This is a genomic window from Candidatus Thiodiazotropha sp. LNASS1 (assembly GCF_964212655.1).
Taxonomy (GTDB): domain Bacteria; phylum Pseudomonadota; class Gammaproteobacteria; order Chromatiales; family Chromatiaceae; genus Thiodiazotropha.
In genome coordinates, this window is the sequence record NZ_OZ156465.1 from 2,020,933 (window position 1) to 2,033,731 (window position 12,799).

A 12,799-nucleotide genomic window follows, 5' to 3' on the forward strand; every position below is an offset into this window, starting at 1 on the left:
GAAACTGAAGTCCACTATCACACTATTCGTCTATACACACAGTGATCTCATGCACAAGATTCCTATATTTAACAATGTTTTATTAAATGCTGTTTATTTTGAAAACTCCGGTTGCACCGGATGTCATGCAGATATCTCCGTCAAATGAAATCCACAATATGTCATGAAGGGATCGGCTGCCGTGAGGATTACGGACGGTGTTTTTATTCAATTTGCCGTATACAGCCTTGACGATGTAAGTCTGCTGACCAGCACAATCATCGCTAGCGAAATAAGAAATCCGGGAACGATTTCGTAAAGATCGAACAGGCCGCCTTGCAGTGGTTTCCACAGCACCACGGTCAAACCACCGCTTAGGATACCGGCCAATGCGCCCCATCGATTCATCCCTTTCCAGTAGAGGGAGAGAAGTACCGCTGGACCGAAGGCCGCACCAAATCCGGCCCAGGCATAGGAGACCAGATCGAGTACCCTGCTTTCGCGATCCAATGCCAGCAGGAAGGCGATCAAGGCGATTGACAGCACCGCCAGACGACCGACGATTACCAGTTCAGCCTCAGTTGCCCGTTTACGCAATAAAAGGCGATAGAGATCGCCGGTAAAGGTGCTGGAGGAGACCAGTAGCTGTGAATCGGCGGTACTCATAATGGCAGCGAGAATTGCTGCCAGACAGACCCCGGCCACCAGGGGATGAAACAGCAGATCGACCAAGCGGATAAAAACCTTTTCCGCATCCTCCAGGGGAGTTTCAAAGATCGGAATGCCCACCAGGCCCGACAGAGTGGCTGCCGTCAGGGTGATGAACACCCAGCTTACCGCGATACGTTGTGCCTTGGGTACGAAGTCGCTCTGTTTAATGGCCTTGAAACGCGCCAGGATGTGGGGTTGTCCGAAATAACCGAGTCCCCACGCCATCAGGGAGACGATAGCGATCACGCCGAGTGGCCCCCCGTTACTGTCCGTCAAAGGATTGAGCAGCTCTGCATTGCTGCCTTCAACGGCTGACAGGAAGCCTTCGAATCCACCGATTTCAACCAGCACGTAGAGCGGTATGGTCACTAGCGCCAGCAACATCAGCAGCCCCTGAAATAGATCGGTCCAGGAGACGGCGAGAAAACCGCCGAAGGCGGTGTATAGAATAATGATCAACGCGCCGGATGCGACTGCCCAAAGATAGGGCAGGCCGAATACCGCCTCGAATAGTTTGCCACCTGCGACAAGCCCTGAGCTCGTGTAGAAGAGGAAGAAAAGCAAGATAAAAAAGGAGGAAGAGATCCTGATCAAGCCACTGGTATCGTTGAATCTGTTCGATAGATACTCAGGCAGGGTAAGCGCATTGCCAGCCGCTTCGGACGCGATACGCAGGCGAGCCGCCACTAAACGCCAGTTGAGCCAGGTACCGATCAACAATCCCAGGGCAAGCCAGAAAGACTCAAGGCCTGCCAGGTAGGCATATCCCGGCAACCCGAGCAGCAACCAGCCACTCATATCGGAGGCGCTGGCGCTCAGCGCGGTCACCCAACTTCCCAGGCTTCTGCCGCCCAATACGAAATCGGAGAGGTTTCTGGTTCGACGCCAAGCAACGACGCCGATGATCAGCAGCGTCAACAGATAACAGAAGAAACTCAACCCCACCAATAGATCACTACTACCCATCCCGCTTTTCCCTGTTACGGATCTTGTTAAGATAGGCCTGCTTCATCGCCTCTTCAAAGGCTTGATTCGATGGATAATCGAAGCCGAATACAGGTTGCCACAGACGCTGGTTTTCCATGCATAGATAGAAAAAGACCTCATCATGCCAGAGTTGTAGAGACCGATAAGCGAAGCTGAACATCTCTTCCTTGATCGACCGGGGATATGAGAGTTTGCCATCGCTCTCCACCATCGGCATCTGCAGTATCTTGCTGCGAAAGCCGCTGCGAGTCCGCAGTTGCCTGATCACAGGTTTAATGTAGGTCAGGGTGCCCAGTGAAACCAGTGCCACCTCATCTGCGGAGAATTGTTCCGTCAGTTGTTGAAACAGGGCTCCATAATCCTCTCGCCAATCCGCATAGTGAATCATGGGGTGGAAATGAAAGCCGACCAACGCCCCCCGGTCTGCCACTCGGCGTGCCGCATTCAGGCGATCCTCCATCGATGCGGTAAGGCGCTCCTCATGGGCAATCAACGTCGGGGTGTTGAGAGACCAGGTACAGAGCAGATTGGGAGGTAGATCCGCCTTCATCAGGTGGTTGATATTCTTCGATTTGCTCTTCAACTCCAGGATGACATTCGGATGACGGTGAGCGAAATCGAGCAATGCATCGAGTATCCCCCCATGGTTGCCCCACATCAGCGAATCCGATGATTGGCCGGTACCGATATGATAGATACGTTCGGGATCGATCTCGAGTTTTGCCAGCTTCTGCGCAAACTGCCTGTCAAATCGCACCTCATCACCATGATAGAAGGATTGAATACTGCAGTAACTGCAATCGAATCCGCAGTTCTCCACCGCATCCAGGGTCATCAGGTTGCAGCAGCGGGTCCGTGACGATGCCACAGGACAGGGGCCAAGAGCCAACTTGTCCTTTTCGGTGTCGATGCGTCTGATGCGCTGTACAGCCTGCCCGTCTGTAACCGGTATTGGTGGATAATGTTTGGGCCTCTGTCGCAATTGCCGCCAATGCTGCTGTATTAGCTGCAGAAGTCTTTGTCGCCGTTGCTTGGGATCCAGTTTGGTTGTCTCTATCTCGGGCCAGATTTCATACAGCGGACGCTCTCCCCACATCACCAGATCGACAGCGATATCACTGAGCTGTCGAAGCTGTTGCTGAGTAAATCGGAATTCGAGGGAGCAGTGCCTGAGGAACTGCTGGTGTTGCACATCAAGCCGATCGATACCCGACTGGATCAGCAGCGTTTCCAGCTTCTCCTCGTAGGCTAAGGATTTCGCCTTCATCGAAACGTCTCACCGTTTGCGCGTCACGAATTGCTTGAGTCGCTGACGCTTCTGTATCTGACGTTTGGTGAGCTTGTTTCGCTTGCCCCGGTAGGGATTGTCACCGGAACGGAACTCGATTCGGATCGGTGTGCCGTCCAACCTCAGTGCTTTACGAAAGCGACTCACGAGATATCGTTTGTAGCTGTCGGGAACCTGTTCTGTCTGGTTACCGTGAATGACGATCAAGGGTGGATTTTTTCCCCCCTGGTGGGCATAGCGAAGTTTGATACGCCGCCCATGCACCTGCGGCGGCTGATGTTCCTGGACCAGCATTTCAAGCAGACGTGTCAGTTCAGGTGTCGGCAGATCGCTCATGGCGTTGGCATAGACCCTTTCTACCAGATCGAACAGGTCACCCACACCGGATCCATGCAACGCGGATATGTAATGGTGCCGGGCAAAATTGAGAAACGGCAGTTTACGATCGATCTCACTCCTGACACTCTCCCGCTGTTCATCGCTCAATCCATCCCATTTGTTGATCACCAGGATCAGTGCCCTGCCACTCTCGAGCACATGTCCCGCCAGATTGGCATCCTGCTCACCTATGCCCTGGCGGGCGTCAACCACCATCAGTACGACATTGGCCTCTTCAATCGACTGCAGCGTCTTGATGATACTGAACTTCTCTATCGCTTCCTTGATACGAGAGCGGCGCCTTACGCCGGCGGTATCGATCAGGGTGTAGTGTCGGTCATTGCGGCTGAAGGGAATATAGATGCTATCCCTTGTAGTGCCGGGCTGATCGAAGGCGACGACACGTTCTTCACCCAGCATGCGGTTGACCAGTGTCGATTTACCCACATTGGGACGGCCGACCACTGCGATCAGGATACCCCCCCGATCCGGTGGCCCCGCATCCTCCGCAAGAGGCAGGGAGTCGAGCACCTCATCGATGAGGCTGCGTACACCCCGGCCATGCTCTGCCGCGATGGTGTGGAGTTGGTTGAAACCCAAGCGGTAGAAATCGCTGGCAGCAATATCACCCCCCATCCCCTCGCTCTTGTTGACCGCAAGGGTGACTGGCTTACCGGTACGGCGCAGTTGTTGGGCGATCGCCTCATCACCGGCGGTACATCCCTCTTTGGCATCGAGCAGAAACAGAATATGATCGGCTTCGCCAATCGCCTGCCTGACCTGCTGCTCCATCAATTGATCAATACCTATCTGATCGCCGCTGATGCCGCCTGTGTCCACCACCACGAAGGGATGCTGGCCCAACTTGCCGGTACCGTATTTACGATCCCGGGTCAGTCCGGGCTGATCGGCAACCAGGGCATCCCGGCTGCGGGTCAATCGATTGAAGAGGGTCGATTTACCCACGTTGGGTCGTCCGACCAGGGCGATGACCGGCAACATATCAGCGGTTCTCGGCCTCGATCGGGTGAGCTCTGAGGGCGCTCAGGGTTCCTCCCTCATCCAATACATAGACAATTTCGTCGATCACCAGAGGTTTAAGGCGGATGGCATCGCCTCCGACTCTGATACGGGCCAGCTGCCGTCCATCCTCCTGGGAAAGCCAGTGAACATAGCCGTCGAAATCACCCACCACAAGGGTGTCGCCCACCATTGCGGGAGCGGAGAGCTTGCGCGCATGCAGCTTTTTCTGCTGCCACAGGGTGGCCCCATTGGTGGCATCCAGTGACCAGATATGGTCTTCCGCATCGGTAATGAATACCTGACGCCAACTGGCATCAAGCCCGGCATGGGAGGAGATGTCACGCCGCCACAGCACGACACCGCTGGACTCGGAAACAGCAGCCACATCCCCCTGATAGGCCGAGACGTAGAGGGTACCCTCCACCAGCACGGGATCTGCATCGATATCGACGACCCGCTCCAACTCCGTACGTCCCTTTGGCGTCGAAATTGTCGCCTCCCAATTCACCAGACCTGAATCGAGAGAGAGCCCGACAAACTTACCGCCGGCAAACCCGGCCAGCACTTGTGATTCGCTGACCAACGGAGAGCTGTCTCCGCGTAGCGTCAATACCGGGACAGTGCGATCATATACCCAGCGTTTTTCACCACTATCTGTTGTGTAGGCGGTGACACCACCATCAGTGGTGCGGCAGACCACATTACCGTCATTAACGGCAGGCGACGAGAGGACATCACTGCTCACACGCTGCCGCCATCTCTCTCCGCCATCTTCACCGTCCAGCAGGATCAATTCCGCTTCCAGTGTACCGAGTGCGATCAATCCATCCGCGACACCAGGACCTCCGCTGAGCGGGCTATCGGTATCCACCGACCAGTGCCGCTCCCCTGTCTCTGGATCGAGGGACGACACCTCTCCAGAGGGCTCCGCGATATAGAGCATGCCGTTGCTGTAGACAGGTTTGAGCTTGAGCAGGGTTTCATCTGCGTCATCAAACCCTTCATCCCATAGGGTTTCGATACGCAGCTCCGGCTGAAACTCCACCAGTTCGGACGGTGGATCCGCATTATCTTTACCGCTGAGAGCGCTACAGCCTGCGAGCAGCAACGGCAAGGGCCAGAAAATGGTGTATCTCATCTCAGCCTCAAGGGGTTGTGGCAGCGAGATCGTCGAGTTTCATCTGCAGCAGATTCCGGTTGCTGACCTCCAGGGTCATGGCCTGGGTGTATGCTTCTGCCGCGGCAGCCTTGTCGCCCCTGGCAAAGGCGATATCCCCCCGGATCACAGCGAACTCACCGGCGAATCCACCCTGTTCCGACGCAACCTGTTTTTCGGCAGCATCAAGCTCTCCCTCATTTAGCAGAACCCTGGCCAGACTGAGTTGCACCAGTTGTTTCAGTGACGGGTTGTCCGCATTCTCACTGGCCCACTCCAGGCGGGAGATAGCAGTAGCCGCATCCCCCTCATCGAGCTTGACCCTCGCCTCGGCCATCGCGGCGAATATTGAATAGCTGTTGTCATAGTTGCCGCGCATCAATTCCGCCTGCTTGACCGCCGACGGTTTATCCCCCCGGTCCACCGCCGCCACCATCTGATTGAAGGCCAGTGCCGCTTCGGCGCCGATTCTATCCTTGTAGTTACCCCAGGCCTGCCAGCCGAAGACGCCACCCAGTCCAATCACCAAACCGGCAATCACTGAGGTACCGTTCTCTTTCCACCAGCGTTTAATCGCCTCGACCTGTTCTTCTTCGGTCTGATACTCACTCATAGTGCATACCTTAAATGACTCATCGTTTATCCTGTTACTCAAGCAACGAGTGTAGTGTCCTATACTAGCGCTGCCGTTTGTTCATCATTGTCCTCTATTAATCAACTCTGCAAGCCTGGTCTCCAATTGAGACAGTGCTATCTGCTCCTGCTTGCCTTCACTTCGCAGCGGTTTAAGGCCAATCTCCCGGCGTGCAACCTCGTCCTCACCGAGAACGAGTGCATAGCGGGCCTGGCTCCGATCCGCTTTCTTCAATTGATTCTTGAATGTACCGCCCCCGCAGTGACTGATGAGACGCAGTGTCGGCAGTGCGCTGCGCAACCGTTCGGCCAGCAATACGCCTTCTCGGGACGCCCTGTCCCCCATCATCACCAGGTAGACATCGGGAACAGGCAGTTGTTCTTTCAAATCGAGCGTCTCCAACATGGCTATCAATCGCTCAAGCCCCATGGCAAAACCGACCGCCGGCGTCGCTCTTCCACCCAGCTGCCCGACCAAACCGTCAAAACGTCCACCGGCACACACTGTGCCTTGGGCGCCCAGACTCTGCGTCACCCACTCAAATACCGTCCGACTGTAGTAGTCCAATCCGCGCACCAGGCGGGGATTTAGCCGATAACCCACCCCGGCATCGTCAAGGCCCTGTCGAAGGCGATCGAAGTGCGCCATAGATTGATCCCCGAGATACTCCATAAGGCTGGGCGCATCCTCTATCACAGACGCCATCTGAGGATTCTTGCTGTCGAGAATACGCAGCGGATTACTCTCCAAGCGGCGCTGGCTGTCATCATCGAGCTCATCGAAACGTTCGCGCAAATAGATGATCAGCTGATCACGATAGTTGGCCCGCTCCTCAGATGTACCCAAGGTGTTGAGCTGTAATTCCAGATCCTGCAGCCCCAATTCACGCCATATCCGGGCAGTGATCAAAATCAGTTCGAGGTCGATATCCGGACCCGCCAGGCCGAAGGCCTCAACACCTATCTGATGGAACTGACGGTAGCGCCCCTTTTGTGGTCGCTCATGTCGAAACATCGGCCCCTGATACCAGAGCCGCTGTGTCTGATTGAAAATCAGACCGTTTTCCAGACCGGCCCGTACACAACCCGCGGTACCTTCCGGTCGCAGCGTCAGGCTGTCACCGTTACGATCGGCGAAAGTATACATCTCCTTCTCGACAATATCGGTAACCTCGCCAATGGAGCGTTTGAACAGTTCGGTCATCTCGACGATGGGCATACGGATTTCGGCATAGCCGTAACGGCTGAGTACCGAACGCACCCGATCCTCGAGAAACTGCCAGAGCGGCGACTGTTGCGGCAGGATATCCTTCATCCCGCGTATGGCTTGGATCTGCTTTGCCATAGAATTCAGATTACAGGGTGTGAAATAGGACTGGTTCGAATAAAACAGTGAAGGGTAACACGGATCTGTGGATTTGATCTAGAATCGGTTACAGCCGGTTCGGATCCAGATTGAATCGCGCCACCTTACCCCGGGTAAAAGGCTTGAGATCGAAAGGTTCGCCATCGATGGTCAACTCCACACCGGGTGCATTACCCAGTAAAACGGAAAATGGACCAAGCTGGCTATCCAGTGTTCGACGTTTACCAGAACCCAGTTCACCAAAGATGCGCAGCTTGCCATCCCGATCACGCACCTCGGCCCAACAGGATTCGCTGAACAGAAACACCACCTTTTTTGACAGTAAAGGAGCCACCTCTTCGGCTGGTTTCTCCTCCTGCACCGGCGCAATCACCGGACCGGGCTCCTCTGTTTCAACAGATTGCTGCAGGGTGCCGCCCGCCGGCAATGGCGGTTGATCGGAGGTCGAGAGAACTTCCTCGATCTCAATCAACACCTGTTCCGACTCTTCCACCAGTTGTTCCGATGGCGATGGGGGTTGTGACTCTTCCTCCTCAACAGCAGGTACCGGTTGCTGAATTTCCTGATCGAGGAGCGGATCCTGGATACCTGATTCAACCTGCTCTTGTGCTGGAAGAGCGGCAGGCTCCTCCAATTCCACACGGGTCTGCCACCAGAAGAAGACCAATGCGGCCAGTATCAACAGAATACCCCAGGTCACATAACGCATAACCCCATGACCACTGTGCAGCTCACGACCAAAACTCTGCGTCTGTGCCCTACGCATAGGCAGATCATTCGAAGCTGGTAACAGACTCTGATAGGCTTCGATAACCGCTCCCTCATTGACGCCAAGCAGTCTGGCGTATTTACGCAGGTACCCCTGGACAAAAACGGGGCCGGGCAGATTATCGTAATCATCTGACTCAAGGGCGGCTATCATTGCCTGACTCAAGTGCAATTGTGCTGCCATCTTTGCCTGATCCAGGCCTTGCCGCTCTCTCGCCTTACGCAGTTGGGTGCCAGGTCCAATGACGACCTCCTGGGTCATCTCGGTGTCGTCTTTAGTTGTGACATTCATCGGCTTTTTTCAGCTTGGTAGAGCAACTGGACCTCAGGCGCATCCGGAAAATCCTTGAGCAGCCTTCTTCTATATTCGGTGCTTTTGGCCATGTCTCTAAGCCGTTTCTCTACCTGTACACCCAACCAAAGAGAGGCAGCCGTGGGTTTAATCTCGCTATGGTAGCGCTCCAGATAGGCACGCGCGGAAAGATCGTTTTCCTGCTGCAATGAGATTTCCGCCATCTTGAAGAGTGCTATGGGGTAGGTGGGTCTGGCTGTCAGCGCCCGCCGGTAGAAGTTTTCAGCTTTAGCCTCGTCACCAGCACGCTCAACGCATAATCCGGCATTTGTCAGCGCCACCCATGGCGTGGGATAGAGTGGATTGGCGAGGGCCTGCTCAAAGTCCTCCAAGGCATCTGAATATCGACCAAGACGACAGAAATAACTTCCTCTCGCATTTCGTATATATGGATCGCGTGCATCCAGTTCCACTGCCCGGTCATAATGTTTGCCGGCCCGATCTATCTCACCCAATTGCTGATAGAGTATGCCGATCACGTTGTGGGCTTCAGGGGACTTCTCATCCACCTCCAATGCCTTATTGAGTTTCTGCAGTGCCACCGCTGACTGGCCATCCCGCATATAGGCCATACCCATCTCTACATAGATCTTGGCCGGACTATTGCGTTTCTCCTGGCCCAGGTTACCCGTGGCATCCGTGGTTTGCGGTTGGGTTGCACAGCCGCCCAAAAGCAGCACTGCCGGTAGTAAATAACGTAGATAACAGCCTGTCGACTTCATGAAACACCCAATTTGATATTGCCCGTTTTCTCCATTCGCAACTCCCTGCTGCTCCGATCCCTGACCTTGCCGACCAGCTGTCCACACGCGGCATCGATGTCATCACCGCGGGTCTTACGCGTGGTGGCGATAATGCCTGAGCGCTTAAGGCGCATCCGGAAAGCCTCCACCCGCTCTGCCGGTGATGTGCGATAGTGTGTACCCGGAAACGGATTGAAGGGAATCAGGTTGACCTTCGAAGGTGTCCCTTCAAGCAGGCGGATCAATGCCTTGGCATGTTGCAGTGAGTCGTTTATGCCCTCCAGCATGACATATTCCCATGTCACTTTTCTGCGCTTATCCCCTTTGACATATTCGCGGCACGCGGGAATCAACTCTTCCAATGGATATTTACGATTAATCGGCACCAATTTATCCCGTAACGCATTGTCAGGGGCATGCAGGGAGACTGCAAGACTGACATCGCACGATTCCCGCAATCTTTTCAGTGCCGGTACAATTCCCGATGTACTTATGGTAACCCTATACTTGGATACCATATAGGCAAGATCATCCTGCATGATTTTCATGGCGCTGATGACTGCGTCGAGATTGGCCAGGGGCTCGCCCATTCCCATCAACACGATATTGCTCGGCGCCGCACCCAATCTGCGACTGGCAACCCATACCTGCCCTATGATCTCAGCGACGCTCAGATTACGATTGAAACCCTGTCGGGCGGTTGAGCAGAAGCTGCAATCGAGGGCACACCCCACCTGAGAAGAGACACAAAGGGTGTTCCTTCCATCATCCGGTATCAATACAGTTTCGATACGCTGACTATCCTGCAACTCAAGAATCCATTTACGGGTGCCATCAGTAGCGGGCTGCTCATAAACCAGCTTCGGCAGCTCAATAGATGCCTGTTGTTGCAGCTGTTGACGCAGGTGTTTGGAGATATCGGTCATGGCATCGAATTCGGTGACGCCGTGTTTATGTATCCATTTGAAGACATTTCTGCCATGAAATGCCTTGCAACCCAATTCGAGGAAATAGGCCTCCATACCCTGCAGATCAAGGTCTAGAAGATTGGTGATTTCTCTCTGGTTAGCCAAAACAGGTTACGCAATATTGATCTATTGACACTTGGGAAGGAGAAAAAGCATAAAATAACAAAGCGTTAGTTTAGCGGTGACATGGCGGACTGGCAATCTAAACCTGCCATATGAATCCGTGGGTTCAGGTGCCACCTAAACCTGTCTTTTGACCAGGTTCACATCCTGCAACTGCTCGATTTTCGACAGTAAACGACTCAATTGTTCCATATCACGCACCTCAACCGTAAAACGCATCCGGGCTGAATCGGTCTTACGGTCACTGCTGGTGTTGACACCGATGACATCGATATCCTCGTTGGTCAGAATAGCCGAAATATCCCGCAACAGGCCTTTTCTGTCGCTGGCAATCACCAGAAAATCCACCGCATAGCTTGTCTCCCGCTGTTCCGTACTCCAGTGCACTGTAACCAGACGGTCACTCTCTCTTTTTTTTATGGCACGGATATTCGGGCAGTCGGAACGATGTATTGTAACCCCTCGCCCGCGGGTGACATAACCGATTATCGGATCATACGGAACCGGTTTACAACAACGGCCGATTGTGGTCATCAGGTCACCGACCCCGGCGACCACCACCTCCCCCTTGATCACCGCCTGGTTACGGTGGATTTCCGGTATCTCTTTTTCACGCGACTCGCTCTTCGCCCGGCTGCCGAGGCCGGCGACCTGGATGGGTGACAGATCACCACGACCTATCGCCGCGTAGACATCCTCCGTATGCATCAGGTTGTGCTTTGTCGCTGCCGCCTCAAGATCAGGCTTCTCACTGATGGACAGGCGTGTCATTTCACGCTCCAGGGCTGCGCGGCCCAGCTCCACGTGGTGGTCATAGTCGAGTTGTTTGAACCACTGCTTGACCCGATTACGCGCCTTCGATGAATGCAGATAACCCAGGTGCGGGTTTATCCAGTCGCGACTCGGGGTTCCATTCTTGGCAGTCAGAATCTCAACAGTTTCACCACTGCGTAAGGAGCGATTGAGCTGCACGATGTGGCCATCCACCCTCGCCCCCCGGCACTGATGCCCTACATCGGTATGGATGGCATAGGCAAAATCGAGTGGCGTCGAACCTTTGGGCAGCTCTACCACTTTCCCCAGTGGCGTCAACACGTAGATCCGCGTCGCCTCAAGTTCACTCTCCGCCCCATCGCCTGGTGCAGCGCCATCCGCTCCCTCGTCCTTACTCTCAAGCCATTGCCTCATCCAGACGATTCTTCGTTCGAAATCGCTATCCTGTTTGGCATTTTCCTTATACCGCCAATGTGCCGCCACACCCAGCTCCGAGTGAAAATGCATCTCACGAGTACGGATTTGCACCTCCAGCGTCTTATCCTCGGGGCCGATCACAGCGGTGTGAATGGAACGATAAAGGTTGGCCTTAGGTGTCGCAATATAGTCATCGAATTCACCGGGGATGTGTTTCCACAATCCATGTACGACACCCAATGCCGCATAACATTGAGCGATGTCATCCACCAATACCCGCACCGCCCGCAAATCGAAGATCTGTTCGATATCCACCGCTTTACGCTGCATCTTGCGCCATATGCTGTAGATATGCTTGGGTCGTCCGCTTATTTCCGCATTCACGCCAACAGCCAGAAAATTTTCACGCAACAGTTCGATCACCTCTTTAATGAACTGTTCCCGATCGGCGCGCCGACCATCCAGTTGACTGGCTATACGTTTGTATTCCTCAGGATGGAGAAAGCGCAGTGCCAGATCTTCAAGCTCCCACTTGACCTGCCAGATACCCAATCGATTTGCCAATGGCGCATAGATCTCCTTTGTCTCATGGGCCAGGCGACGCCTCAGTTCCGGAGATAGCCTGCGTGCGGATCGCATCAGGTGGAGCTGCTCCGCCACGACCACCAGTACCACTCGGATATCTTCCGCTATACCCAGCAACAGACGGCGCAGGTTCTCCGCATGCTGTGCTTCATCCTCAGCAGAGACATCAATGGACAGATCGGTCAGCAGATCGATGCGCGTCAGGTCATCCACCATATGAGCAGTGCTTTGACCCAATTCACGCTGCAGTATCTCAAGGGTAATTGTTGAATCCTTCAATACATCCAGCAGAAGCGCCGCCGCAACCGTTTCGCGATCCATACGTAAATCGATCAGGATCTCTGCAATGGATAGGGCATGCCTTAATTGGGTCTCCCCACTCAGAATACGCTTGTCAGGATTGGCCTTGAGGGCCAGATCCCCCGCCCTGCACAGCATCTGCCGGTCATTTGCGTCGAACTCCGCAGGCAGCATCTCCAACCAGCGGGCAACAACCGCCGCATCGGCGCCATCCCCCTCCGGCAGTCTGCTGCGGGTAGTGACCATCG

10 protein-coding genes are annotated in these 12,799 nt (G+C 54.4%); all 10 read right to left on the bottom strand.

The window, feature by feature from the left end; translation table 11 throughout:
* Positions 1–207: 207 nt before the first annotated feature.
* Positions 208–1,656, bottom strand: a complete 1,449-nt coding sequence (gene putP, locus AB8516_RS08815) for a sodium/proline symporter PutP (RefSeq protein WP_369159921.1) — start codon at positions 1,654–1,656, stop codon at positions 208–210.
* On the bottom strand, positions 1,649–2,944 hold the full coding sequence (locus tag AB8516_RS08820; RefSeq protein ID WP_369159923.1) for a radical SAM protein: 1,296 nt from the start codon (positions 2,942–2,944) through the stop codon (positions 1,649–1,651). The genes putP and AB8516_RS08820 overlap by 8 nt, the downstream gene beginning before the upstream one ends.
* Before the next feature lie 9 nt (positions 2,945–2,953).
* Positions 2,954–4,345, bottom strand: coding sequence for a ribosome biogenesis GTPase Der (gene der, locus AB8516_RS08825; RefSeq protein ID WP_369159925.1), 1,392 nt, complete (start codon positions 4,343–4,345; stop codon positions 2,954–2,956).
* 1 nt (position 4,346) lies between these two features.
* On the bottom strand, positions 4,347–5,504 hold the full coding sequence (gene bamB, locus AB8516_RS08830) for an outer membrane protein assembly factor BamB (protein WP_369159927.1): 1,158 nt from the start codon (positions 5,502–5,504) through the stop codon (positions 4,347–4,349).
* 7 nt (positions 5,505–5,511) lie between these two features.
* Positions 5,512–6,135 carry a YfgM family protein gene (locus AB8516_RS08835; RefSeq protein WP_369159929.1) on the bottom strand — a complete coding sequence of 208 codons (624 nt, stop codon included), beginning with the start codon at positions 6,133–6,135 and terminating at the stop codon, positions 5,512–5,514.
* An 84-nt stretch (positions 6,136–6,219) separates the two neighbouring features.
* Complete coding sequence (gene hisS, locus AB8516_RS08840; protein WP_369159931.1) at positions 6,220–7,500, bottom strand: histidine--tRNA ligase; 1,281 nt, start codon at positions 7,498–7,500, stop codon at positions 6,220–6,222.
* Between the two features lie 88 nt (positions 7,501–7,588).
* Positions 7,589–8,581: a helix-turn-helix domain-containing protein gene (locus AB8516_RS08845; protein ID WP_369159933.1), complete on the bottom strand. Its 993-nt coding sequence runs from the start codon at positions 8,579–8,581 to the stop codon at positions 7,589–7,591.
* Entirely contained in the window at positions 8,578–9,363 is a 786-nt protein-coding gene (pilW, locus tag AB8516_RS08850; RefSeq protein ID WP_369159935.1) for a type IV pilus biogenesis/stability protein PilW, read from the bottom strand. Before pilW ends, AB8516_RS08845 begins: the two co-directional genes overlap by 4 nt.
* Positions 9,360–10,457: a 23S rRNA (adenine(2503)-C(2))-methyltransferase RlmN gene (gene rlmN, locus AB8516_RS08855; protein ID WP_369159937.1), complete on the bottom strand. Its 1,098-nt coding sequence runs from the start codon at positions 10,455–10,457 to the stop codon at positions 9,360–9,362. Before rlmN ends, pilW begins: the two co-directional genes overlap by 4 nt.
* 135 nt (positions 10,458–10,592) lie before the next feature.
* Complete coding sequence (locus AB8516_RS08860) at positions 10,593–12,797, bottom strand: bifunctional (p)ppGpp synthetase/guanosine-3',5'-bis(diphosphate) 3'-pyrophosphohydrolase (protein WP_369159939.1); 2,205 nt, start codon at positions 12,795–12,797, stop codon at positions 10,593–10,595.
* Between the last annotated feature and the right edge of the window lie 2 nt (positions 12,798–12,799).